Origin of the sequence: Pseudonocardia sp. ICBG1293, from assembly GCF_020131355.1 — a bacterium.
Classification (GTDB): domain Bacteria; phylum Actinomycetota; class Actinomycetes; order Mycobacteriales; family Pseudonocardiaceae; genus Pseudonocardia.
In genome coordinates this window covers 1-22,770 of record NZ_JAHLEL010000020.1, presented here as the reverse complement: position 1 = coordinate 22,770, position 22,770 = coordinate 1, and the positions used below count along the sequence as shown (strand labels likewise).

The following is a 22,770-nucleotide window of genomic DNA, read 5'->3' as shown; positions in this document are numbered from 1 at the left end:
CTGCGGCGGGCTCGGGGTCGGTCACGGGATCTGCTCCTCGGTGTGGTGGTCGTCGGGGTCCCGTTCGGGATCGGGACCCGGCCCGGACGCGGCGACGGGCTCGACGACGAACAGGCGACGGAGCAACCAGCCGGCCCAGGCGGCGGTTCCCGCGGACAGGGCGATCAGCAGCCCGGTGGAGAACCAGTGCACGACCGGCGACTCTACCGCCGCCCCCGGGGCGTGCACCGGGTGCCGCGCCCACCCGTCCCCGTGCACGAACGGGCCCCTCGTACGAAAGGTTCGTACGAGGGGCCCGTTCGTGAGCACGTGCGGTGGTCCGGGGAGAGCCCCGGGGGCCGGTCAGGCGACGGCGATCTCCGCCTGGTGCAGGCCCGGCCCGTCGGCGACGAGCTCGGACTGCCCGTTGCCCGAGCGCGAGAGCGCCCGGACGGTCCAGGTGCCCGGTGCGGCGAAGAACCGGAAGTCCCCGGAGGCCGAGGACACGACCTCCGCGGTGAACTCCCCGGTGCCGTCGAGCAGCCGGACGAAGGCCCCGGCCACCGGGTCACCACCGGCGACGACGCGTCCGGCGAGCACGGTCTCCTTGGACAGGTCGGTGCTCGCGGGCAGGGTCAGGTTCTGGTCGGGTGCGGCACACATGTCACTTCGCTCCCAGTTCGATCGGCACGCCGATCAGCGAGCCGTACTCGGTCCAGCTGCCGTCGTAGTTCTTGACATCGGAGTGGCCCAGCAGCTCGTGCAGCACGACCCAGGTGTGGCTGGAGCGCTCGCCGATGCGGCAGTAGGCGATGGTCGCCCGGCCCTCGTCGTAGCCGGCCTCCTTGTAGAGCGAGGCGAGCTCCTCGTTCGACTTGAAGGTGCCGTCCTCGTTTGCCGCCTTCGACCACGGGATGTTGATCGCGCTCGGCACGTGGCCCGGGCGCTGGCTCTGCTCCTGGGGGAGGTGGGCCGGGGCCAGGATCTTGCCGGAGAACTCGTCGGGCGACCGGACGTCGACCAGGTTCTTGGTGTCGATCGCGTCGACGACCTCGTCGCGGAACGCGCGGATCGAGGTGTCGGCCTCCTTGGCGGTGTAGGAGGTCGCCGGGCGGTCCTTGACGTCGGTGGTCAGGGTCCGGCCGTCGAGCTCCCACTTCTTGCGGCCACCGTCGAGCAGCACCACGTTGTCGTGGCCGTAGAGCTTGAACTCCCAGTAGGCGTAGGCGGCGAACCAGTTGTTGTTGCCGCCGTACAGCACGACCTTGTCGTCGTTCGAGACGCCCTTGGCCGAGAGCAGCTGCTCGAACTGCTCCTTGGTGGGGATGTCGCGGCGGACCACGTCCTGCAGCTCGTCGGTCCAGTTGACCTTGACCGCACCGGGGATGTGGCCCCCGTCGTAGGCGGTGGTGTCCTCGTCGACCTCCAGGAACACCACCCCGTCGGTCTCCAGGTTCTCTTCCGCCCAGTCGGCGGTGACGAGGACGTCCTCGCGGCTCATGTTCGTATCTCTCCCGAGTCGTGTGGAGGGTGGGTCAGGAACGCGCGGTGGCGGCGCCACCGCGCAGGCGGGCGAGGAGCCCGTACATCTCGCAGCCCAGGCAGAAGCCGAAGGCCGCGTTGAGGAAGGCCGCCACGAGCGCCGCCGCCGTGGCGACGACGCCCAGCACGGTCAGTCCGGACAGGTAGCCGACCGCCGCCACGACGGTGAACACCAGCCCGACGGTCTGCGAGAAGCGGACCGGGGCGGCGTCCTCGCGCTCGGCGGGCGGACCCAGCCGGGGCGCTACGACGTGCCGGTAGACCACGCCGTACGGCGCGAACCGCATCCCGGCGAACGCGGCGACGGCGAAGACGACGGCCTGCGCGGTGACGAGCAGGCCGCTGCCGGACAGCAGCACCAGCGCCAGGACGACCGTGGTGATCGCGGCGGAGAAACGGACCCCGCGCGGGTCGAGCCGGGGCTCGGCGCGCGCGGATCCGAGGTCCGGGACGGACATGGGACTCCAGGGACCGGGGCGGGACCGGGCGCCCGCACGGGCGCCGCGGTTCAGGACACGCGGGTCAGGAGTCCAGACACAGGCAGCCGGCGAGGCGGCACAGGTCAACCGTGCGGCGTCGGGTCAGCGGCCAGTTCACGGGTCCGAGCGTAGCCGACGATCCGTCCCGAGCCCAGCGGCCGGCGCCGACCGGACGTCGATATCACCGACACGTTCTCACCTGGTGGGAAGGGCGGCGACGAGCTCGTCGCCGCGCGGGACCCCGGACACCCGCAGGATCTCGGCGCCGCGGGCGTCGAAGACGACCGTGGTCGGTGTGCGGAGGACTCCCAGCGCCCGGGCCACGTCGACGCGATCGGCCACGTCGACCTCCACGTGGGCCAGCCCCGGGTCGGCCGTGACCAGGTCACCCAGGACGCGCGCGGTCTGCCGGCACGGCGCGCAGACCGGCGAGGACAGCTGCAGCAGCAGCGCCCGCCGTCCGCCCGGCTCGGTCCCCGCGAGCTCCCAGCCCGGCCCGGCCGTCGCGGACCGGTCGGTGCCGCGGGCGGCCCGGAGCCGACCGGAGCGGGCACGCAGGACCAGCCCGACCAGCGTCGCCACCAGGAGGGCAACCACCAGCACCACCGCACCCGTGAGGTCCATCGCCGGTCCCCTCTCAGCCCGCGGAACGGGACGTGTCCGGTCCCCCGCCCACACTCAGGTCGCGTACGGCGCCCTCGACCTGCAGCACGTTGTACTCCGGGACACCCGCCGACGTCGCGGTGACGCCCAGCGGGAGCGGCCCCGGGTCGATGTCGACGGCGAGCGCACGCAGCATCGACGTGCGCACCGCGTCCGGCACCGGCTCGTCGCTGTCGACGATCCGGACGTCGCGCGGGACGACCCGCATGGTGCCGTCGTCCACCACGAGCGAGGTCAGCACGCCCACCCGCGCGTCGGCGCCGTCCACCGGCATCTCCGCGACGAACCGCGCGGCGTTGCGCGGGTCGAGCCCGCGCAACGTCGGGTCGCCGCCGGCCCGGACCACCGTGTCGATCGCGTTCGCGTCGACGGCCTCGACGGACAGCCGGGTCACCCCGGCGGCGGGCCCGCCCGCGGCGACGACCATCCGGCGGATGTCGTTCGGGCTGACCTGCACGATCCCCTCGGCGGCCGCGGCGCGGAACCGGGCGGGCCCGGGACCCGCCAGGTCGGACAGGTCCCCGCGCACCCCGTACATCTGCACCTGGAGCTCGGGGGTGCGCAGCGGACCGACCGGGACCCGCTGCAGCGTCATCTCGACGTGGTCGTAGCGGCCGGTCGCGGCCTGGGCGAGGACCGAGAAGCCGTGCACCTGCACGCGTGGGTCCTCGGGGAGGTCGAGCTCGTCGCGCAGCGCGCGGGAGATGCCCGACTCGACGGCCGCGCCGGTGGAGAGATCGCCCACGACGAGCACGGCGGCCACCGCCAGTACGGCGAGGAACACGCGACGGACGGGGCGTCCCACGACCGGGCCTCCACAGGTTCGGGATAGGTCCTGACCAGGGTAGAGAGCCCCGGCGCCGGCCCGGCGGGCGGCCCCGGCGCCCCGCACGTGTCCCGCTCCCTGGACGAAACGATCCAGATCGTCGCGTGAAACCCGTCGCTCTCCGGCTGACCGTGGGGTGACGTCCCGGTATCGTCGACGTATCGCGAGAAGGGGGAGTCCATGGAACTGCTCCTGCTGACCACGGCTCCGGATGCGGCCGCCGTGCTGCCCGCCCTGTCGCTGCTGCCGCACAACGTGCGGACCGCGGCGCCCGAGGTGGCGGCACTGCTCGACGCCGGTCCGCACGACGCCGTCCTGGTGGACGCCCGGTCCGACCTGGTCGCCGCGCGCAGCCTGTGCCGGCTGCTGGGCAGCGCCGGGACCGACGCGCCGGTGATCGCCGTACTGAACGAGGGCGGCCTGGTCGCGGTGTCCGGCGAGTGGGTGGTCGACGAGATCCTGCTGCCCGACACCGGCCCGGCCGAGGTGGACGCGCGACTGCGGCTGCTGCGGTCGCGCCCGGGGGCCGAGTCGGCCTCCGGGGGTGGCGCGCTCGTGCTCGGTGAGCTCGTCATCGACGAGGCGACGTACTCGGCGCGGCTCAAGGGCCGGCTGCTGGAGCTCACCTACAAGGAGTTCGAGCTGCTCAAGTACCTCGCGCAGCACGCGGGACGGGTGTTCACCCGGGCCCAGCTGCTGCAGGAGGTCTGGGGGTACGACTTCTTCGGTGGCACCCGCACCGTCGACGTCCACGTCCGGCGACTGCGCGCCAAGCTGGGTGGCGAGCACGAGCAGATGATCGGCACCGTGCGCAACGTCGGCTACAAGTTCGTCCGGCCGTCGCGGGGCGGGCTGTCCGCGCCGCCCGACCAGGACGACGCGGACCCCGAGCCCGTCGGGGACCGTCGCCTGCCGGGTGCCCGGCCCGCGACCGGCCCGGGACGTGGAGCGTGGTCACCGCGGTGACCTAGGGTCGCGCTCGTGGACCCGCAGGAGCACACCCGTCTCGACGCCGCCACCGTCTCCGCGGTGCAGGAACTGCTGGGAGCGGCGACCGCCGCCGACGGCGCGGAACCGCTCTCCGAGCAGTTCCTGATGCACCTGCGTCCGGACGCCCCGGCCGACGGCGTGACGCACCTCGTCGTCGAGGACGGGGGCGATACCGTGGCCGGCTACGCCCAGGTCGACGGCACCTACGCCGAGCTGGCGGTCCGCCCCGACGCCCGCCGCCGGGGGATCGGTGCCGCCCTCGTCACCGCGATCGAGAAGGTCACCGCCGACCCGCACGTGTGGGCACACGGCGACCTCGACGCCGCGAAGCAGCTCGCCGCGGGCCGCGGCTACCGCCGGGACCGCGTGCTGTGGCAGGTGCGTCGCACCGCCGCGGCCGGGGCGCTCCCGGCGCTGACCGTCCCCGACGGCGTCACGATCCGCGCCTTCGAGCCCGGCCGCGACGACGAGGCGTTCCTGCGCGTCAACAACGCGGCCTTCGACTGGCACCCCGAACAGGGCGGCTGGACCGGTGCCGAGCTCGCCGCCCGGGAGGCGGAGACCTGGTTCGACCCGTCCGGGTTCCTGCTCGCCGTCGACGGCGGCGGCACCCTGCTCGGCTACCACTGGACCAAGGTCCACCCGGCGGAGGGGGACGAGGGGGCCATGGGCGAGGTCTACGTCCTCGGCGTCGACCCGGCCTCGCACGGACGCGGGCTCGGGAAGGTCCTGACCCTGGCCGGCCTGCACCATCTGCACGAGCGCGGGCTGGAGACGGTGCTGCTCTACGTCGAGGCCGACAACGCCCCGGCCGTGGCCGTCTACGAGCGACTGGGGTTCACCGTCCACGCCGCAGACGTCAACTACGCGCGGTGAGACCCGGTCGCCGATCGACGACCCGTGACCGGGCTCGTTCGATCGTGTGACGCAGGTCCACCCGGTCGCCGACCTGTTCATTCCACGTTCATCTTCCGTGGGGGTGGCGTCCAACGGCGGCTCCTAGCGTCTGCGCCCGGGTGGTCACCCCGGACCGCCTTCCCGCAACCGGCTCTCGCCGACTCGGAGGAAACTGCAGTGAAGACCAAGCGGCGCGCGCCCCGTGCGCGCCTGGCTGCCGTCGGTATCGCCACGTCGTGTGCGCTGTTCGTCGCCGGCTGCAGCGGGGCGAACGAGTCCGGTGGCGACGCCGCTGCGGGCGCGGGCGTCACCGGCACCATCAGCGGTGCCGGCGCGAGCTCCCAGCAGGCGGCCATGCAGGCCTGGAACGCCGGGTTCGCCGAGGCCAACCCGGGCGCGACCGTGAACTACCAGCCGGTGGGTTCCGGCGGCGGGCGCACCCAGTTCGTCCAGGGTGCCGTGCAGTTCGCCGGCTCGGACGCCTACCTCGAGGACGAGCAGCTGAACCAGGCCCGCCAGCGTTGCGGCGGCTCGGTCGTCGAGGTCCCGGCGTACGTGTCCCCGATCGCGATCGTCTACAAGCTCGACGGCGTGTCGGACCTGACCCTGTCCCCGGACACGGTCGCGGGCATCTTCAAGGGCGAGATCACCACCTGGAACGACCCGAAGATCGCCGCGGACAACCCGGGCGCCACGCTGCCGGCCACCGCGATCACCGCGGTGCACCGCTCCGACGAGTCCGGCACCACCGAGAACTTCACCGACTTCCTGAACAAGGCCGCGCCGCAGGTGTGGACCGACGAGGCCGACGGCGAGTGGAAGGTCCCGGGTGGCGAGGCCGCCCAGGGCACCTCCGGTGTCGTCGGTGCGGTCGGGGCCGGCAACGGCACCATCGGCTACGCCGACGCCTCGCAGGCCGGTGAGCTGGGCAAGGCCAAGTTGAAGCTGGGTGACCAGGCCGTCGAGCCGACCGCCGACGCCGCCGCGAGGATCCTCGAGGAGTCGACGCGGGTCGAGGGCCAGGGCGACACCTCGTTCGCCTACGAGCTCAACCGGACCGCGACCGGCGGCGCCTACCCGGTCGTGCTGGTCTCGTACCTGATCGCCTGCCCGCAGTACCCGGACGCCGCCCAGGCCGACACGGTCAAGGCGTTCCTGAACTACGTGGTCAGCGAGCAGGGACAGCAGACCGCGGCCCAGAACGCGGGCTCCGCGCCGCTGTCGGCGACCCTGCGCGACCAGATCACCCCGGTCATCGACCAGATCAAGGCCGCGGGCTGATCCCCGCACCTGAGTCGGATGTCATCTAGCCAGAGGTCCCGGTCGGTGCTCATCATGGTCACCGACCGGGATCTCCGGCGTCCTCCCCTGCCCAGCGCCCGTCCGCACCCTCAGGGATCACTGTGACCACCACGGAACCGAAGCCCGGGAACCGGGCGCCCCAACCCGTCAGCCAGCTCGGCGACCGCATCTTCGCGGGCTCGGCGAAGGGGGCCGGGATCCTGATCCTGGTGATCCTCGCCGGGGTCGCCGCCTTCCTGCTCATCGAGGCGTTCCCCGCGCTGACCGCGTCGGAACAGGAGCTCCCGAACGGTCTGCTCGCCTACGTGGCACCGCTGGCCTTCGGTACCTTCCTCGGCGCCGTCATCGCCCTGGTGGTCGCGACGCCGCTCGCGGTCGCGGTGGCCCTGTTCATCAGCCACTACGCGCCCCGGCGCCTCGCACAGGGTCTGAGCTACATCGTCGACCTGCTGGCCGCGGTGCCCTCGATCGTCTTCGGCCTGTGGGGCTTCTACACCCTGGCGCCGCTGTCGGTCGGGCTCTCGACCTGGCTGAACACCTACCTGGGCTGGATCCCGCTGTTCGCCGGCCCGGTGTCGACCACCGGCCGCACGATGCTGGTCGTGGGTCTGGTGCTGGCGGTGATGATCCTGCCGATCATCACCGCGGTCGCCCGTGAGGTCTTCCTGCAGGCGCCGAAGCTGCACGAGGAGGCCGCGCTCGCGCTGGGCGCGCCCCGGTGGGAGATGATCCGGCTCGCGGTCCTGCCGTTCGGCCGGTCGGGCGTCGTCTCGGGTGCCATGCTCGGCCTGGGCCGCGCGCTCGGCGAGACCATGGCGGTCGCCATCATCCTGTCGGCCAGCGGTGCGGTCACCGTCAACCTGATCAGCAACCAGAACCCGTCGACCATCGCGGCGAACATCGCCCTGCAGTTCCCCGAGGCCACCGGCATCGGTGTCAGCGTCCTGATCGCCTCCGGTCTGGTGCTGTTCGTCATGACGCTGCTGGTCAACATGCTCGCCCGCTACATCGTCGAGCGCCGTCGCGACTTCTCCGGAGCGAACTGAGATGTCCACCGGAACCGAACGCAACCGAGCGGACGTCGAGGCCCCGTGACCGGAACCGGGCTCGAGGCCCCCGCTGCCACCCCGACCGTCCTGCGCACCCGCGGCTCGCTGCCGCCCTGGGCGCCGTGGGGCATCCTCCTCGCCGCCGTCGCGGTGGCCGCCGGGATCACCGCGCTGGCCGGCGGCTTCAACGTCGGGCTGTGGGTGTTCCTGTCGGTCGTGATCTTCGCCGGCGCGACCTACACGGTGTCCCGGGTCGTCGAGGGCGCCCGCCGGGCCGCCGACCGGCTGGTGACCGTGGTGGTCACCAGTGCCTTCCTGATCGCGATGCTCCCGCTGGTCTCGGTGCTCTACACCGTGGTCTCGCAGGGCTGGGCGCGGCTCGACGCCACCTTCTTCACGAACTCGATGCGCGGCATCGTCGGCGTCGGCGGCGGTGCGCTGCACGCCATCCAGGGCACGCTGATCATCACCGCGCTGGCCGCGGCGATGTCGATCCCGATCGGCCTGCTCACCGCGATCTACCTCGTCGAGTACGCGAACAACTCCCGGCTGGCCCGGGCCATCACGTTCTTCGTCGACGTCATGACGGGCATCCCCTCGATCGTCGCCGGTCTGTTCGCCTACGCGTTGTTCGCGCTGGTCCTGGGCCCGGGCGTCCGCCTCGGCTTCGTCGGCGCGGTCGCCCTGACCGTGCTGATGGTGCCGATCGTGGTGCGCTCCACCGAGGAGATGCTCAAGATCGTCCCCAATGAGCTGCGCGAGGCGTCCTACGCCCTCGGCGTCGCCAAGTGGCGGACGATCGTCAAGATCGTCATCCCGACGACGGCCGGTGGTATCGCCACCGGCATCACGCTGGCCGTGGCCCGCGTCATCGGCGAGACGGCCCCGCTGCTCATCACGACCGGCTACGCGTTGGGGGTCAACCTCAACCCGTTCTCCGGTCCGATGACCACGCTGCCGGTGTTCTCGTACTACTCCTACGCCGTGCCGGGCATCCCCCGCGAGGCGTTCCTGGACCGCGCGTGGACCGCGGCGCTGATCCTCATGGCGATCGTGATGGTGCTGAACATCGTGGCCCGCGTCATCTCCCGCCTTTTCGCCCCGAAGACCCGATAAGGAACCGCGACATGGGCAAGAGCGTCGAAGCCAAGGACCTGAACATCTACTACGGGTCGTTCCTCGCCGTCGAGGGCGTCAACATGACGATCAAGCCGAAGACGGTGACGGCCCTGATCGGCCCGTCGGGCTGCGGCAAGTCCACCTTCCTGCGCTCGATCAACCGGATGCACGAGAACATCCCCGGCGCCCGCGTCGAGGGCAGGCTCGAGCTCGACGGCCAGGACCTCTACGGCGCGAACGTCGACCCGGTCGGCGTCCGCCGCCAGATCGGGATGGTCTTCCAGCGGCCCAACCCGTTCCCGACGATGTCGATCTACGACAACGTCATCGCGGGGATGAAGCTGAACAACAAGCGGGCCTCCAAGGCCGAGTTCGACGACACCGTCGAGCGGTCGCTGCGCGGGGCGAACCTCTGGAACGAGGTGAAGGACCGGCTCGACAAGCCCGGCTCGGGCCTGTCCGGCGGTCAGCAGCAGCGGCTCTGCATCGCCCGCGCGATCGCGGTGCGCCCGGACGTCCTGCTGATGGACGAGCCCTGCTCGGCGCTGGACCCGATCTCCACGCTGGCGATCGAGGACCTGATCAACGAGCTGAAGAACGACTACACGATCGTCATCGTGACCCACAACATGCAGCAGGCGGCGCGGGTCAGCGACTTCACCGGCTTCTTCAACATCGAGGGCACCGGCAAGCCCGGCAAGCTGGTCGAGCTCGACGAGACCAAGACGATCTTCTCCCAGCCGAGGCAGAAGGCGACCGAGGACTACGTGTCCGGTCGCTTCGGCTGAGTCCCCCGCTGCGGTACGACGGCCCCGGCCCCGGTTCCGACCGGGGGCCGGGGCCGTCGTCGTGGAGCAGGCTCAGAGCACCGGCAGCTCGTCCACGGTGCCGCCGGTGACGGCGTAGACGACGTGGTCGGCCAGGTGCACGCAGTGGTCGGCGTAGCGCTCGTGGAAACGGGCCAGCAGGGCGGCGTCGACGGCGGCCGGCACGCCCGCGTCCCAGCCCGGCCCGAACATCAGCTCGAAGACCTGGCGGTGCAGGGCGTCGACGACGTCGTCGTCGACGGGCAGCTCGGCGGCGAGCACGACGTTGTGGGTGCGCAGCACCTCGACGGCCTTGTCGCCCATGGCGGCGACCCGGGCGCCGTATTCGGCGAACAGCGGGCGGGCCTGCTCGGCGAGCACCGGGCGGCCCCCGTTCCGGACGACCGTGGCGGCGACGTGGCGGGCGAGGTCGCCCATCCGCTCCAGCTGCTGGGCACACCGCAGTGCGGTGATCACCGAGCGGAGCGGCGCGACCACCGGCTGGTGGATGTTCATGGTCTCGACGGCGAGCAGCTCGATCGCGTCGCGGTGGGCGTCGATGACGGGGTCACGGGACACGACCTGCTCGGCCAGCCGGACACGGTGGTGCAACAGCGCCTCGGACGCGTCGCGGAACGCGGAGGCCACGAGCGGACCGGTCTCGTCGAGCATCGACCGGAGCTGCGCGAGGTTGTCGTCGAGCGTCTCCCTGCGCATGGGGACGACCTTAGAGGTCGCGCGGATTGGTTGGTGATCATGGACGTCGTGCAGGTCGGGCGTTCCAGCGGTGTGTGGTCCAGGCCTGCCGAATCAAGCTACGGAGTGTGACGATCGTGTCGGCGAGGTCGAAGAACGCGTCGACGACGATTTCTCGTCGTTCGTAGCAGCGCTGCAGCCGGTTGAAGCTGTTGTGCCAAGCGTTGGTCCGCTCGACGTGCCAGCGGCGGGTGGCCTGGATCGGCGCTTTCTCACCCTTGTGCGCGATCTCGCCGTGCAGGCCTCGTTCGGCCAGCGTGTCGCGGGTCTTGCCGGAGTCATAGCCGGCGTCGAGGTGCACGGTGATGTCGTCGGGCAGCGGGCCGAGAGCATCGAGGCGGTCGAGGGTGGGGCCCAGTAGCGGGGAGTCGTGCCGGTTGGCTCCGGCCAGGACTCGGCCCAGCGGGATGCCGTATCCCTCGACGAGCACCGAACGTTTCATACCCTGTTTGCGCCGGTCCACCGGCGACGGACCGGCGACCTCGCCGCCGCCGGGGGCCTTGGTGATGGCGCCATCGACGGCGATGTCGTGCAGCAGCAGACCGACGATGCGGTCGTAGGCGTCCAGGACGATCCGACGCAGCTGGGCGAAGACCCCGAGCCTGATCCACTCGTCACGACGATCGCGGATGGTGGTCGCCGAGCAGGTGCTGTCAGCGATGCCCTCATACGAGCAGCCGAACCGCAGTACCTGCAGGAGCTTGTCGAACACGATCCGATCCGCGATCCGGCGGCGATGGCAGCCCAGCGGATGGGTGGGATCGAACTCGTCTCGATGAGGCAGCAGCGCGGTGAACTGGTCCCACAACGGCTCGGTCAGCCATGATGGCAGGGTGGGCACGCGGCCTCCAGACGATCACGAAGCGTAGATAACTTCATGATCGGCAGGCCCGTACCCGCCCTCGCCCCCAGACACTCGACCGCGGCCAAGCTGTGACCAATCCGCGCGACCTCTTAGACGTCGTTTCAGAAGTGGTGGGCCCGGTTCTGCCGGTGACGGCGGGGCTGGCAGCATCGGCTGATGGTCGCGCCTCGTGTGTCTGAGAAGACGAAGATTTTCGAGTTGGAGATCGTCCTGACCGAGGTGGTGCCGGCGGTCCGGCGTCGGGTGCAGGTGCCGGGCGAGGTCGACTTGGCGGTGTTGCACGAGGTGGTGCAGTCAGTGATGGGCTGGACGAACTCTCATCTGCACGAGTTCGAGATCGTCGGGCGCCGCTACGGGATCCCAGACCCGGACTGGCCCGGACAGGATGTCGCCGACGAGACGAAAGAGAAGCTGTTTCGGCTGGTCAAGGCTGGTGACCGGTTCGGTTACGTCTACGACTTCGGTGACAACTGGGCCCACGAGATCACCGTCGAGGCGGTCGCGGCCGTCGAGCCGGGAGTGTGCTATCCGCGATGCGTCGCCGGGCAGGGGGCGTGCCCGCCCGAGGACGTCGGCGGGATCGGGGGTATGAGGACTTCCAGGCCGTGCTCGCCGACCCTGACCATCCCGACCGCGCCGAGCGCCTGGAGTGGGCGGGCGGGCCGTTCGACCCGCACCGCTTCGACCCTGACGAGGCCGACCGGGCCTTGGAGTGGCTGGCCTGGCGGCCGCTGGCCCCGACCTCGTAGGCGAGTGCCTCAGCGAGGGCTGGGTCGACCATCACTTCGGCTTCGGCTTGGTGAGGCGGCGGTGGCAGATCAGGGCGCAGGCCAGCGATAACAGCGCGGTGATCGTGGATTCGGCGCGGTCGTAGCGCAGCGCGAGGCGGCGGAAGTCCAGCAGCCAGGACATGGTGCGCTCGACGACCCAGCGGACCCGCCCGAGCCGGGTGGAGTCCTCGATCCCGCGCCGGGCGATCCGCACCCCGATCCCACGCCCACTCAGGTAGCGGCGGCAGCGGGGATAGTCGTAGCCCTTGTCGGCGTGCACCTTGTCCGGCCGACGTCGCGGACGCCCCGGCTGTCCCGCCCGTTCGCGGACGCCGGGGTTGGTGTCCAGCAGCGGGGCGAGCATCCGACTGTCGTGGGTGTTCGCCCCGGTGACCAGCGCATGCAGCGGGAGCCCGCCTCGGTCGCAGAGCACGTGGTACTTGCTGCCCGCCTTCCCGCGATCGGTCGGCGAGGGCCCGGTGGCCTCGCCGCGGCGCTTGGCCCGCACGCTCACGCTGTCCACCGCCGCCCGCGACCAGTCCAGCAGGCCCTGCTGGGCGAGGCGGTCGAGCATCACCCGGTGCAGCTGGGCCCAGACCCCGGCCTGCTGCCACTGCCGTAGCCGCCGCCAGCAGGTCACTCCGGACCCACAGCCGAGCTCGGCGGGCAGCGCGTTCCAGCTGATCCCGGTCTTGAGCACGAACACGATCCCGGCCAGAGCGGCCCGATCCGGCACCCGCGGACGGCCTGTCCGTCCCCGCTTGTGCTTGCGCGGCTTGGGCAGCAGCGGCTCCACCAGCGCCCACAGCTCGTCGCTCACCAATCGCTCGACACAAGATCGCCGCGCCACGACCGGACATGATCAGCTACCAGCGCCGATCCACACAGGACCGACACGCCGACTTCTGAAACGACCTCTTATTAGAGCGTCCGGCAGTAGAGGTGGCCGTGTGTCGGTGTTGGTAGAGACACGGACCTGCAAGTGATCATGGGATTGCTGATGTCCTGATGGTCGCCTGGAGGGTCCGTGCCTCTATTGCCAGAATCGCTGATCGACCCCCTCTGGGTCGAGTTCGCTGCCCTGATCGAGGCAGAGCGGCGCCCGGAGTTCGACCCGGCCCATCCGTGGGGATGTCACCGCCGCCGTATCCCCGACCGCCTGGTGTTCGAGCACGTGCTCGCGGCGTTGGTGCACGGCAGCGGCTACGAACGCATTGCCACCCCCGGCTGCTCGGACCGCACGATCCGCCGCCGTCTCGCCCAGTGGGCCGCCGCTGGCGTCGGGGAGCAGGTCCTTCGGGCCGCGCTGGCCGGCTATGACTAGATGATCGGTCTCGACCTCGACGATCTGTCTGCCGACGGAGCGATCACCAAGGCTCCCTGCGGTGGCGAGGTCGCCGGCTGTAACCCGGTCGACCGGGGCAAACAGGGCACCAAACGCTCCGTGGTCTGCGACGGTGCGGGGATCCCGCTGCACCTGATCAGCGCCCGCGCCAATGACCACGACTCGCCGTTGTCAACGGATCCTGAAGATTGACCCCCCTGGGGATCGGCAAGTTTGACCCCTCGGTTGGTCTGTCAGTCCCGGTCGGCGCGGTTCTGTTTGGCCAGCAGCTCGCGGCGCTGGCGGGTCCGGTAGGAGTCTCCGGTCAAGGTCAGAACCTCGGCGTGGTGAACCAGACGGTCGATCATGGCTGCGGCGACGACATCGTCGGAGAAGGTCTCGCCCCAGCGTCCGAAGGGCAGGTTCGAGGTGACCATCACAGAGCCCTGCTCGTAGCGGGAGGCAATGAGCTGGAAGAACAGGTTCGCCGCGTCCTGGTCGAAGGGGATGTAGCCGACCTCGTCGATGATGATCAGCTTGTAGCGGCGGATCTTCTTCAGCTCGGCCTCCAGCCGTCCGGCCTGGTGGGCGTCGGTGAGGCGGGTGATCCAGTTGTTCGCGGTGTCGAAGAGCACCGAGTAGCCGGCGTGGGCGGCTTTGACCCCGAGCCCGATCGCGAGATGGGTCTTCCCGAGCCCGGGTGGGCCGAGCAGGATCACGTTCTCAGCCTTGGCCACGAACGTCCCGGTCGCCAAGTGCGCCAGCACATCTCGACGCAGCGAGGGCAGGTGGTCGAGGTTGAAATCCTCGAGAGTCTTCACGGCTGGGAAATGCGCGGTCCGGATCCGCATCGTGGTGCCGGCGGACTCGCGTTCGGCGACCTGGCGTTGCAGGACCGCAGCCAGATACTCCTCGTGCGACCAGGTCTCGTCGCGGGCCTGCTCAGCGAGCTCAGCCCAGCAGCGCCCGATCGTCGGGGTCTTCAGCACCCGGGTCAGGTAGGCCAGCATCGAGGGCAACCCCTCGCTCGGCGCAGTCCCGGTCGTGGTGGCGGTCATGGGTTGCTCGCTTCCGCTGCGGGCGCGGCCGTGGGGTCGGCCGGGCTGGTGGGGGTGAAGTCGACGCCGAACAGGGCGTCGTAGTCGGGCAGGGCCCGGATCGCGACGGCGTGGCCATCGTTGTGGCGGCGCGTCCCGGACTGCTGGGACCGCTGCTGGGCGCGGCGTTGTTCAGCCAGTGCGTGGCGCATGTCGGCGGCGGTGGCGACGTGGGCCGGGTCGGTGATCACCAGGTGGCGGCCCCAGCTGCGGTCGTGGCTGGCGACTCGCTCGTTGCCGCAGAACACCTCGACCGCAGTGGGTGATGCGGCGACCTCGACGAAGCGGCCGATCATCCGCGGATCGACGGAGTAGTCGTTGGCGTCGACGCGCACGTAGTAGTCACGGGCCAGCCGGATCCGGTGGGTCAGACCGACCTGTGGAGCCACCGGCGGCAGGACGATCATCGCCTGGCGGTCGACCTCGAGCAGGTCCACCGGCCGGCCATGGATGGCGCGGACGGTGCGCGTGTTCGCCCTGGTCACCAGCCACTCGGCGAGCTGGTCGTTGAAGTCGGCTGGGGAGGCGAACTCGCGTCCGGGCAGGAACGAGGTCTCGAAGAACCCGTTGTTGCGCTCCACCATGCCCTTGAACTCGGGGTCCTTCGGCGGAGCCAACCGGATCCTCGTGGCCAGAGTTCCGGCGAACCCGGCGGCCGGGGCCGAGACCTTCCCGGTGCCGCCGATCGCCGATTCCCGGTCCCAGACCAGCGTCTTCGGGACACGGCCCAGGGCAGCGATCAGCTGCCACATCCCGGACAGGATGTCACCGCCCTGGCGCGACGGGATCATCGTCGCCGACAGAAACCGGGAGAACGCCAAGGTCAGCACCAGCACCGGCAGGATCCGCGCCTGCCTTGCCGCGACCGGGATCAGGGTCTCGGGGAACCACAGGTCGCACTGGGCGATCTCGCCCGGCTCGTAGACGGTCCGGTCCGACGGATCGATCCCGACGTACTCGGGCCGGATCCGGGCCAACAGCTTCTTCAGCGGCCCCTCGGAGTAAGAGGTCGCGCGGATTGGTTGGTGATCATGGACGTCGTGCAGGTCGGGCGTTCCAGCGGTGTGTGGTCCAGGCCTGCCGAATCAAGCTACGGAGTGTGACGATCGTGTCGGCGAGGTCGAAGAACGCGTCGACGACGATTTCTCGTCGTTCGTAGCAGCGCTGCAGCCGGTTGAAGCTGTTGTGCCAAGCGTTGGTCCGCTCGACGTGCCAGCGGCGGGTGGCCTGGATCGGCGCTTTCTCACCCTTGTGCGCGATCTCGCCGTGCAGGCCTCGTTCGGCCAGCGTGTCGCGGGTCTTGCCGGAGTCATAGCCGGCGTCGAGGTGCACGGTGATGTCGTCGGGCAGCGGGCCGAGAGCATCGAGGCGGTCGAGGGTGGGGCCCAGTAGCGGGGAGTCGTGCCGGTTGGCTCCGGCCAGGACTCGGCCCAGCGGGATGCCGTATCCCTCGACGAGCACCGAACGTTTCATACCCTGTTTGCGCCGGTCCACCGGCGACGGACCGGCGACCTCGCCGCCGCCGGGGGCCTTGGTGATGGCGCCATCGACGGCGATGTCGTGCAGCAGCAGACCGACGATGCGGTCGTAGGCGTCCAGGACGATCCGACGCAGCTGGGCGAAGACCCCGAGCCTGATCCACTCGTCACGACGATCGCGGATGGTGGTCGCCGAGCAGGTGCTGTCAGCGATGCCCTCATACGAGCAGCCGAACCGCAGTACCTGCAGGAGCTTGTCGAACACGATCCGATCCGCGATCCGGCGGCGATGGCAGCCCAGCGGATGGGTGGGATCGAACTCGTCTCGATGAGGCAGCAGCGCGGTGAACTGGTCCCACAACGGCTCGGTCAGCCATGATGGCAGGGTGGGCACGCGGCCTCCAGACGATCACGAAGCGTAGATAACTTCATGATCGGCAGGCCCGTACCCGCCCTCGCCCCCAGACACTCGACCGCGGCCAAGCTGTGACCAATCCGCGCGACCTCTTAGAGGTCATTTCAGAACGAGGTCGACGTGTCTGTTGTAGACGACAAGCGGCTATCTGACCTGCCGTTTGATCTGTCGTCGAGGGGTCAATGGAAACTCGACAAGTCGTTCTGAAACGACCTCTTAGAGCGTCCGGCAGTAGAGGTGGCCGTGTGTCGGTGTTGGTAGAGACACGGACCTGCAAGTGATCATGGGATTGCTGATGTCCTGATGGTCGCCTGGAGGGTCCGTGCCTCTATTGCCAGAATCGCTGATCGACCCCCTCTGGGTCGAGTTCGCTGCCCTGATCGAGGCAGAGCGGCGCCCGGAGTTCGACCCGGCCCATCCGTGGGGATGTCACCGCCGCCGTATCCCCGACCGCCTGGTGTTCGAGCACGTGCTCGCGGCGTTGGTGCACGGCAGCGGCTACGAACGCATTGCCACCCCCGGCTGCTCGGACCGCACGATCCGCCGCCGTCTCGCCCAGTGGGCCGCCGCTGGCGTCGGGGAGCAGGTCCTTCGGGCCGCGCTGGCCGGCTATGACTAGATGATCGGTCTCGACCTCGACGATCTGTCTGCCGACGGAGCGATCACCAAGGCTCCCTGCGGTGGCGAGGTCGCCGGCTGTAACCCGGTCGACCGGGGCAAACAGGGCACCAAACGCTCCGTGGTCTGCGACGGTGCGGGGATCCCGCTGCACCTGATCAGCGCCCGCGCCAATGACCACGACTCGCCGTTGCTGAAACCGACCCTGATCGGGATCTACGACATGATCGGGCCGCTGCCCGAGCGACCGTGCCTGCACCTGGACCGGGGCTATGACTCAGGCAAGACCCGCGATCTGCTCGAACGACTCGGGTTCGACGCACAGATCGCCACCAAGGGCCGGCCCGCCCCGATCCAGGTCGGTATGCGGTGGCCGGTCGAGCGCACCCATTCCTGGATGAACGGCTACGGCAAGCTGCGCCGGTTCACCGATCGCCGGAAGATCATCGTCGAGTTCTACCTCGACCTCGCCGCCGCGCTCACCGTGATCCGCCGGCTGATCAACCGTGCCCGCAGCCGCTACCGCTGGACAACCCGACCCACGACCCGTCGACTCCGATAACCATCAATCGCCGGACGCTCTAAGAGGTCATTTCAGAACGAGGTCGACGTGTCTGTTGTAGACGACAAGCGGCTATCTGACCTGCCGTTTGATCTGTCGTCGAGGGGTCAATGGAAACTCGACAAGTCGTTCTGAAACGACCTCTTAGATCGGGGTGCGTGCCGGCTTCGGCCGGGGACCGGTGAACGCTCGGTGAACGCCGGGGTCAGGCGGCGCGGGCACGCAGGCCCACGCGCAGGCCGACCCGGAAGCGCTCGGTGGAGCCGAGGACGGTCGACCGGACCCCGGTCACCTCGAACCACTCGAGGGCGTGCCCGGCGCGACCCATGCCGTCCAGGATCGCCGCCTCGACGCTCTCGTCGGAGGTCCCGACGACCTCGGTGACGACGCAGTCCGCGTGTTCCATGACGCAGACGTGCCCCTGGCGTCTCACCGTCAAACTCGATCGGTCGACCGTTCGCCGAGCGGGGGGTACGGACTACGTCGAACGGGGCAACGACGCACTCAGACGGCGAGCGGGCCGGGCATCTGTCCGGTGACCACGTACACGATCCGGCGGGCGACGGCCACGGCGTGGTCGGCGTAGCGCTCGTAGAACCGCGCGAGCAGGGCGACGTCGACCGCGGCGGACACCCCGTGGGTCCAGTTGCGGTCCATCAGCACGGTGAACATGTGCTCGTGGATGTCGTCGACGGCGTCGTCGTCGGCCTCGAGCTCGGTGGCCGCGTCCAGGTCGCGGGTACGGATGACCCGGCCGGCCTTCTCCGCGAGCTCCACGCCGACCCGGCCCATCTCGGCGAAGTACGACTTGACCTCGTCGGGCAGCACGGACTGCGGGTGCCTGCGCCGCGCGGCCTGGGCGACGTGCAGTGCGAGGTCACCCATGCGCTCGATGTCACCGGCGCCGTGGATCGCGGCGACGACGACCCGCAGGTCGGTCGCGACCGGCGCCTGCAGGGCGAGCAGACCGAAGGCCCGGTGCTCCGCGGCGGCGCGGACGTCATCGATCTTGATGTCCTCGGAGATGACCTGCTCGGCGAGCTGCAGGTCGGCCTCGAGCAGCGCGGTCGTGGCGCGCGCCATGGCGCGTGCGACGTCGTCGCACATGTCCGCCAGGCCGGAGGCCAGCTCGTCCAGCTGCTCCTGATAGGTGTCGCGCATGCCACGAGCCTAGGCCCCCGGACGTGATGGTTCAGCCGCAGCGGGTGAACCCACCGTGAACGCTGGGCGACGTACCCGGTCGGGGGACCGGGGGCGTTCAGTCGCAGTCGACGTCGTCGGAGGGCACGGCCTGCACCGGGGCCGCGTCACCCGCGCCGACGACGAGCTCCAGGACCCGGCTCCCGGTCGGGTCCGGCAGCGGGCGGGCGCCGGGCAGCGCGTCCACCAGGGTGCCCGCGGCGTCGGTGTTGTCGGGGGAGTAGCGGACCTGCGCACCGGGTGCGGCCGGGCCGATGGTGACGGCGCCGATCTCGTAGCCGCGCTCGCGCAGGTCCGCGGCGACCCGGTCGGCCGCGCCGGGACGCCCGGTCGCGTCGACGAGGGTCACGACGGTGCCCGCCGCCGGCGCGGCCGCGGAGCGCGAGGCCGGAGCGGTCGCGCTCTCGGGCAGCGGCTCGTGCTCGCGCAGCGCGGAGAACAGGGCGCGGGCCTCCGGGCGGCGCAGCTCCAGCTGGCCACGGGTGTTCGGAGCGTCGGAGACCGGGACGGACAGGAAGGCAGGGGTGTCGTCGTCGGCGGCGGCACCCGACCGGGCGAGCCCGCGGGCCAGGGTGAGGATCTCCCGGGCGTCGACGCCGTCGGCCGCCAGCGCCGAGGACACTCCGGCGGCGGACCGTCCCGGCGCCCCCGGGGTCAGCAGCGAGGTGGTCGACAGCGCGTCGCCGAGGGCCGCGGCGACCACGCGCTGCTGGCGGCGGACCCGGTTGGCCGGGGAGCTGTCGGCGGTGCCCGCGGCGGAGGCGAACCGGACAGCGGTGGCCCCGTCGAGCTCCACGGTGCCCGAGCCCTCCACGACCGGGCCGAGCACCGGGTCCACGACCGGGCGCTCGGTGCAGACCGCGATCCCGCCGACGGCGTCGACCAGCTCCGGGGCGCCGGCCAGGTCGAGCGCGACGAAGCCGCTCATCGGCATGCTGGTCAGCTGCTGGACGACACCGACGCTGCAGGCCGGGCCGCCGACGTCGTAGGCGGTGGCGAAGGCGGTGCGCGACTCGGCGGGGACGGTGTCGCCGTAGCCACCGGTCGCGGGGTCGAAGCGCCGGCACGGCGGCCGGGAGACCTCCAGCGTCGCCGGGATCGACAGGGTGACCGCGGGGCCGCCGCCCGCGGGTCGGTGGACCAGGACCGCGGTGTCGGTCCGCGCGGACTCCGCGGTGCCCGCGCGGTCGGCCTGCAGGCCCAGGACCAGGACGTTCCGGTCGCCGGACTGGGCCTCGGCGTCGAGGATCGCGTCGGTGTCCGGGGCGAGCGCGGCGACGGTGCGGACACCGTCGTGCACCTCGCTGCGCCCGGCGAAGCCGAACGCGGTCGTGACGAGGACGAGGGCGGCGGCCACCGCCGCACCGATCCGCCACGCACGGGGGGCGGCCCGGCCCGGGGGCGGGGTGTCTGCCGGCTCCGGCTCCGTGGTCACCGGCGGTGCTTCCTCCGGTGCGGCCCGCTCCGCCTGCTCCGCCACCACGCCGGCGTCGTCGGCGGGCGGGTCGTCCCGGTAGCGGCGACGACGACGGCGCGGCCCCAGCGCGTCGAAGACCTCGGTGACGCGGGAGTCCGCGGCTCCCCGGCGGTCGGTTCCGGTCGGTCCGGCGGGCTGCGGGCCTTCGTCGGGGGTGCCCGGGTGGGCACCGGCCGGTGCGGGGCCCGGTCGGGATCCCCGTGCGGTGGCGTCCGCCCGGGCGTCGGGTGGGAGCGTGCCGGGGCCCGGCCGGGGAGTCCCGGTGCCCGGGGCCTGCGTCGGGACGGCGGTGCTCCCGGTCCCCGGCCCCGGCCCCGGGGCAGGGGTGGGCCGGTCGACGGGCGGGGCCGGCCGGGTGGGACGACCGCTCGCCGGGGGCACCGGGGTGGCCCGCGACGGTCCGCCGTCCCGCGGGTGCGGGCCGCGCCGGGCCGGCTGCTCACCGGGGCGGCGGGGGACGGGCCCGCCGCGCACGCGTCGCACGCCGCTCGGGGGGACCGGCGGCGGCGGGGTGTCGGCGGTCCGCGGCTGCGGCCCGGACGGGTGGGTGCCGGGCTCGGGCCGCGGCCCGGACGGGTGTGCTCCGGGGCGCCGCTGGGGCCCGGACGGATGCGTCGCGGGGGTCGGGGGCTGCGCGTCCGGAGAGCCCTGCGGAGCGGGCGGAGCGGCGTCGTCCGGGCGCCGGCGGGTACGCCGGGTCCGGCGCACCTCGTCGTCGCCGTCCTGCACCGGGCCTCCTCGTCGCGACCGCCGGAGCGGAAGCACGTGACGGGCGCGCTGTCGGGTGGTGCGCCCCTCGGGGGATCGTGCGGCCGCGGGACCGCACGCCGATCTTAGAGCGTCCGGCGATTGATGGTTATTGGAGTCGACGGGTCGTGGGTCGGGTTGTCCAGCGGTAGCGGCTGCGGGCACGGTTGATCAGCCGGCGGATCACGGTGAGCGCGGCGGCGAGGTTGAGGTAGAACTCGACGATGATCTTCCGGCGATCGGTGAACCGGCGCAGCTTGCCGTAGCCGTTCATCCAGGAGTGCGTGCGCTCGATGGGCCACCGTCGTCCTGCCTGGATCGGAGCTGGGACCCCCGTGGTCGCGATCTCGCCGGTGAAGCCCAGGGTGTGCAGCAGAGTACGGGTCTTGCCGGAGTCATAGCCGCGGTCCAGGTGCACGGTCGGGAACAGATCACCACCGTGGGCGTCGCGGTGGCGGGGCAGCGGGCCGATCATCGTCACGATGCCGGTCAAGGTCGGTTCCAGCAGGGGCGAGTCATGGTCGTTGGCTCGCGCCGCGACCAGGTGCAGCGGGATGCCCTGGTCATCGCAGGCCACGGACCGTTTCGTGCCCTGCTTGCCGCGGTCGACAGGGCTGCGGCCGGCCACCTCGCCTCCGCCTGGTGCCTTGGTGATCGATCCGTCGACCGCCAGATCGTCAAGATCCAGGCCGAGTATCTGGTCGTAACTGAGCTTGGCCCCGTAGTCCGGACACCGACGGTGTGGGGTCAGTGGGTGTGGTTGGGCGGGGTGTGGGCTGCTTCGAGGTCGTTCGGGGAGAGCATCCCAATACTGGAATGGCGCCGTAACGGATTGTACCAGCATTCTATCCATTCGAAGATGGCGGTGGCAAGCTCTGCGCGGGTTTTCCAGGTTCTGGAATCGAGCAGTTCGAGTTGCATGGTACCCCAGAATGATTCGACCAGAGAGTTATCGTAGCAATCTCCGATCGAGCCCATCGATGGGACGATTCCAGCGGCGACCAGACGTCGACCGAATGCCCATGATGTGAATTGGGTGCCGTGGTTGGAATGTAGGATCGTGGCGTGGTATTGCGGGCGTCGGCGGAGTATGGCCATGCCGAGGGCGTCGATGACGAGTTCGGTGCGCATGTTGTCGGCGATGGACCATCCGACTGCTTTCCGGGAGAATACATCGATGACTGCCGCGCAGTAGACTTTCCCTTCTCGGGTGGGGTGTTCGGTGATGTCGGTGCACCAGATCTCATCCGGTCCGTCGACGGTGAAGTCGCGGTCGACCAGGTCGGTGTAGGGGTCGGCGTGCTGGTCCCGGACGGTGCAGCCGTGGTTGCGTCGCCGGTAGAGGCCCTGGATCCCGGCCTGGCGCATCAGCCGAGCGACGCGTTTGTGGTTCACCGTGATACCGAGTCCGAGGGTGAGCTCGGCGTGCACACGTGGCCATCCGTAGGTGCCCCGGGACTCTGCGTGGATTTTCTCGATGTGTTTGAGGAGCAGTTCGTTCTCCTGCGTCCGTAGCGATGTCGCCCGGAGTGCCATTCGTAGTAGCCCTGGCGGCGGACGCCAAGGACCCGGCAGGTCACCGCGACGTCGAATCCATCGTCGGCGAGTTCACGGACCAGCGGGAAAACTACTTTGGGAGGATGTTCTCCCGGGCGAAGTACGCGGCAGCACGCTTGAGGATCTCGTTCTCGATCTCGATCCGGCGGGCCTTCTTTCGGAGTTCGACGATCTCACTTTTCTCCGCGCTCGACAGACGTGTGGAGCGCGGGTCACCGTCGTCTGCGTCGGCCTGGGAGACCCAGTTCCGCA

The 22,770-nt window shown here is 70.7% G+C and carries 23 protein-coding genes and 5 pseudogenes; 9 read left to right on the top strand and 19 right to left on the bottom strand.

Annotated features, from left to right (window positions below; genetic code table 11):
• Positions 1-21: 21 nt before the first annotated feature.
• From KPF47_RS11000 to KPF47_RS10975, 7 genes are all read right to left on the bottom strand, one after another.
• Positions 22-258 (bottom strand): hypothetical protein, encoded by a 237-nt coding sequence (locus KPF47_RS11000; protein ID WP_224388658.1) that lies wholly within the window; start codon positions 256-258, stop codon positions 22-24.
• An 84-nt stretch (positions 259-342) separates the two neighbouring features.
• Entirely contained in the window at positions 343-642 is a 300-nt protein-coding gene (locus tag KPF47_RS10995) for a DUF1416 domain-containing protein (RefSeq protein WP_224388656.1), read from the bottom strand.
• Position 643: 1 nt separating this feature from the next.
• A complete protein-coding gene (locus KPF47_RS10990; protein WP_224388654.1) occupies positions 644-1,480 on the bottom strand; it encodes a sulfurtransferase in 837 nt (278 codons plus the stop codon).
• Between the two features lie 34 nt (positions 1,481-1,514).
• Positions 1,515-1,979: a DUF4395 domain-containing protein gene (locus KPF47_RS10985; protein WP_224388653.1), complete on the bottom strand. Its 465-nt coding sequence runs from the start codon at positions 1,977-1,979 to the stop codon at positions 1,515-1,517.
• A gap of 64 nt (positions 1,980-2,043) precedes the next feature.
• Entirely contained in the window at positions 2,044-2,118 is a 75-nt protein-coding gene (locus tag KPF47_RS40815) for a putative leader peptide (protein WP_350662235.1), read from the bottom strand.
• A gap of 77 nt (positions 2,119-2,195) precedes the next feature.
• Positions 2,196-2,624: a thioredoxin family protein gene (locus tag KPF47_RS10980; RefSeq protein ID WP_224388651.1), complete on the bottom strand. Its 429-nt coding sequence runs from the start codon at positions 2,622-2,624 to the stop codon at positions 2,196-2,198.
• A 13-nt stretch (positions 2,625-2,637) separates the two neighbouring features.
• Positions 2,638-3,468: a DUF2993 domain-containing protein gene (locus KPF47_RS10975; RefSeq protein WP_224388649.1), complete on the bottom strand. Its 831-nt coding sequence runs from the start codon at positions 3,466-3,468 to the stop codon at positions 2,638-2,640.
• Between the two features lie 201 nt (positions 3,469-3,669).
• Between KPF47_RS10975 and KPF47_RS10970 the strand changes: the two genes are divergently transcribed.
• From KPF47_RS10970 to pstB, 6 genes are all read left to right on the top strand, one after another.
• A complete protein-coding gene (locus tag KPF47_RS10970) occupies positions 3,670-4,455 on the top strand; it encodes a response regulator transcription factor (protein WP_224388647.1) in 786 nt (261 codons plus the stop codon).
• A gap of 15 nt (positions 4,456-4,470) precedes the next feature.
• Positions 4,471-5,355, top strand: coding sequence for a mycothiol synthase (gene mshD, locus KPF47_RS10965; RefSeq protein ID WP_224388645.1), 885 nt, complete (start codon positions 4,471-4,473; stop codon positions 5,353-5,355).
• Between the two features lie 198 nt (positions 5,356-5,553).
• Entirely contained in the window at positions 5,554-6,657 is a 1,104-nt protein-coding gene (gene pstS / locus KPF47_RS10960; RefSeq protein WP_224388643.1) for a phosphate ABC transporter substrate-binding protein PstS, read from the top strand.
• Between the two features lie 122 nt (positions 6,658-6,779).
• Positions 6,780-7,724, top strand: coding sequence for a phosphate ABC transporter permease subunit PstC (pstC, locus tag KPF47_RS10955; RefSeq protein ID WP_224388641.1), 945 nt, complete (start codon positions 6,780-6,782; stop codon positions 7,722-7,724).
• Between the two features lie 45 nt (positions 7,725-7,769).
• Positions 7,770-8,843 carry a phosphate ABC transporter permease PstA gene (gene pstA / locus KPF47_RS10950; protein ID WP_224388639.1) on the top strand — a complete coding sequence of 358 codons (1,074 nt, stop codon included), beginning with the start codon at positions 7,770-7,772 and terminating at the stop codon, positions 8,841-8,843.
• Positions 8,844-8,854: 11 nt separating this feature from the next.
• Positions 8,855-9,634: a phosphate ABC transporter ATP-binding protein PstB gene (gene pstB, locus KPF47_RS10945; RefSeq protein WP_224388637.1), complete on the top strand. Its 780-nt coding sequence runs from the start codon at positions 8,855-8,857 to the stop codon at positions 9,632-9,634.
• 72 nt (positions 9,635-9,706) lie between these two features.
• Here the strand turns inward: pstB and KPF47_RS10940 are convergent, their stop codons facing one another.
• The gene (locus tag KPF47_RS10940) at positions 9,707-10,369 is read right to left on the bottom strand and encodes a PhoU domain-containing protein (protein WP_224388635.1); all 663 of its coding nucleotides are present in this window, start codon (positions 10,367-10,369) and stop codon (positions 9,707-9,709) included.
• A 37-nt stretch (positions 10,370-10,406) separates the two neighbouring features.
• Positions 10,407-11,249: an IS5 family transposase gene (locus KPF47_RS10935; protein ID WP_224386276.1), complete on the bottom strand. Its 843-nt coding sequence runs from the start codon at positions 11,247-11,249 to the stop codon at positions 10,407-10,409.
• A gap of 180 nt (positions 11,250-11,429) precedes the next feature.
• Here KPF47_RS10935 and KPF47_RS40810 point away from each other — a divergent pair.
• Positions 11,430-12,022 (top strand): annotated as a pseudogene (locus tag KPF47_RS40810) (plasmid pRiA4b ORF-3 family protein).
• A gap of 31 nt (positions 12,023-12,053) precedes the next feature.
• On the opposite strand, the gene KPF47_RS10925 reads toward KPF47_RS40810, so the two are convergent.
• Positions 12,054-12,893 carry an IS5 family transposase gene (locus KPF47_RS10925; RefSeq protein ID WP_224386569.1) on the bottom strand — a complete coding sequence of 280 codons (840 nt, stop codon included), beginning with the start codon at positions 12,891-12,893 and terminating at the stop codon, positions 12,054-12,056.
• 177 nt (positions 12,894-13,070) lie between these two features.
• Between KPF47_RS10925 and KPF47_RS10920 the strand changes: the two are divergent.
• A pseudogene (locus tag KPF47_RS10920) lies at positions 13,071-13,559 on the top strand (IS5/IS1182 family transposase); the annotation flags it as partial.
• Positions 13,560-13,621: 62 nt separating this feature from the next.
• On the opposite strand, the gene istB reads toward KPF47_RS10920, so the two are convergent.
• From istB to KPF47_RS10905, 3 genes and pseudogenes are all read right to left on the bottom strand, one after another.
• Positions 13,622-14,425, bottom strand: a complete 804-nt coding sequence (gene istB / locus KPF47_RS10915; protein ID WP_224388405.1) for an IS21-like element helper ATPase IstB — start codon at positions 14,423-14,425, stop codon at positions 13,622-13,624.
• Positions 14,422-15,468: pseudogene (locus KPF47_RS10910) on the bottom strand (IS21 family transposase); the annotation flags it as partial. The gene istB and the pseudogene KPF47_RS10910, both read right to left, overlap by 4 nt.
• Before the next feature lie 25 nt (positions 15,469-15,493).
• On the bottom strand, positions 15,494-16,336 hold the full coding sequence (locus KPF47_RS10905) for an IS5 family transposase (protein WP_224386276.1): 843 nt from the start codon (positions 16,334-16,336) through the stop codon (positions 15,494-15,496).
• Between the two features lie 343 nt (positions 16,337-16,679).
• On the opposite strand from KPF47_RS10905, the pseudogene KPF47_RS10900 reads away from it, so the two are divergent.
• Positions 16,680-17,537, top strand: a pseudogene (locus tag KPF47_RS10900) (IS5 family transposase).
• A gap of 205 nt (positions 17,538-17,742) precedes the next feature.
• Here the strand turns inward: KPF47_RS10900 and KPF47_RS10895 are convergent.
• The 6 genes and pseudogenes from KPF47_RS10895 to KPF47_RS10870 form a co-directional block, all read right to left on the bottom strand.
• Positions 17,743-17,943, bottom strand: coding sequence for a dodecin domain-containing protein (locus KPF47_RS10895; protein ID WP_224388633.1), 201 nt, complete (start codon positions 17,941-17,943; stop codon positions 17,743-17,745).
• Positions 17,944-18,041: 98 nt separating this feature from the next.
• Positions 18,042-18,698, bottom strand: coding sequence for a phosphate signaling complex protein PhoU (phoU, locus tag KPF47_RS10890; RefSeq protein ID WP_224388631.1), 657 nt, complete (start codon positions 18,696-18,698; stop codon positions 18,042-18,044).
• Positions 18,699-18,795: 97 nt separating this feature from the next.
• On the bottom strand, positions 18,796-20,943 hold the full coding sequence (locus KPF47_RS40065) for an LCP family protein (protein WP_224388629.1): 2,148 nt from the start codon (positions 20,941-20,943) through the stop codon (positions 18,796-18,798).
• A gap of 127 nt (positions 20,944-21,070) precedes the next feature.
• A pseudogene (locus KPF47_RS10880) lies at positions 21,071-21,679 on the bottom strand (transposase); the annotation flags it as partial.
• Between the two features lie 29 nt (positions 21,680-21,708).
• A complete protein-coding gene (locus KPF47_RS10875) occupies positions 21,709-22,497 on the bottom strand; it encodes an IS3 family transposase (RefSeq protein WP_224388627.1) in 789 nt (262 codons plus the stop codon).
• A gap of 91 nt (positions 22,498-22,588) precedes the next feature.
• A partial coding sequence (locus KPF47_RS10870) for a transposase (RefSeq protein WP_374108827.1) occupies positions 22,589-22,770 on the bottom strand: 182 nt, incomplete at its 5' end.

Coding starts and splice junctions, on each gene's coding strand:
- KPF47_RS10995 (WP_224388656.1), bottom strand. CDS start 642: ATGTGTGCCGCACCCGACCAGAACCTGACCCTGCCCGCGAGCACCGAC.
- KPF47_RS10980 (WP_224388651.1), bottom strand. CDS start 2,624: ATGGACCTCACGGGTGCGGTGGTGCTGGTGGTTGCCCTCCTGGTGGCG.
- KPF47_RS10970 (WP_224388647.1), top strand. CDS start 3,670: ATGGAACTGCTCCTGCTGACCACGGCTCCGGATGCGGCCGCCGTGCTG.
- KPF47_RS10940 (WP_224388635.1), bottom strand. CDS start 10,369: ATGCGCAGGGAGACGCTCGACGACAACCTCGCGCAGCTCCGGTCGATG.
- KPF47_RS10875 (WP_224388627.1), bottom strand. CDS start 22,497: ATGGCACTCCGGGCGACATCGCTACGGACGCAGGAGAACGAACTGCTC.
- KPF47_RS10985 (WP_224388653.1), bottom strand. CDS start 1,979: ATGTCCGTCCCGGACCTCGGATCCGCGCGCGCCGAGCCCCGGCTCGAC.
- istB (WP_224388405.1), bottom strand. CDS start 14,425: ATGACCGCCACCACGACCGGGACTGCGCCGAGCGAGGGGTTGCCCTCG.
- KPF47_RS10990 (WP_224388654.1), bottom strand. CDS start 1,480: ATGAGCCGCGAGGACGTCCTCGTCACCGCCGACTGGGCGGAAGAGAAC.
- phoU (WP_224388631.1), bottom strand. CDS start 18,698: ATGCGCGACACCTATCAGGAGCAGCTGGACGAGCTGGCCTCCGGCCTG.
- pstB (WP_224388637.1), top strand. CDS start 8,855: ATGGGCAAGAGCGTCGAAGCCAAGGACCTGAACATCTACTACGGGTCG.
- KPF47_RS10895 (WP_224388633.1), bottom strand. CDS start 17,943: ATGGAACACGCGGACTGCGTCGTCACCGAGGTCGTCGGGACCTCCGAC.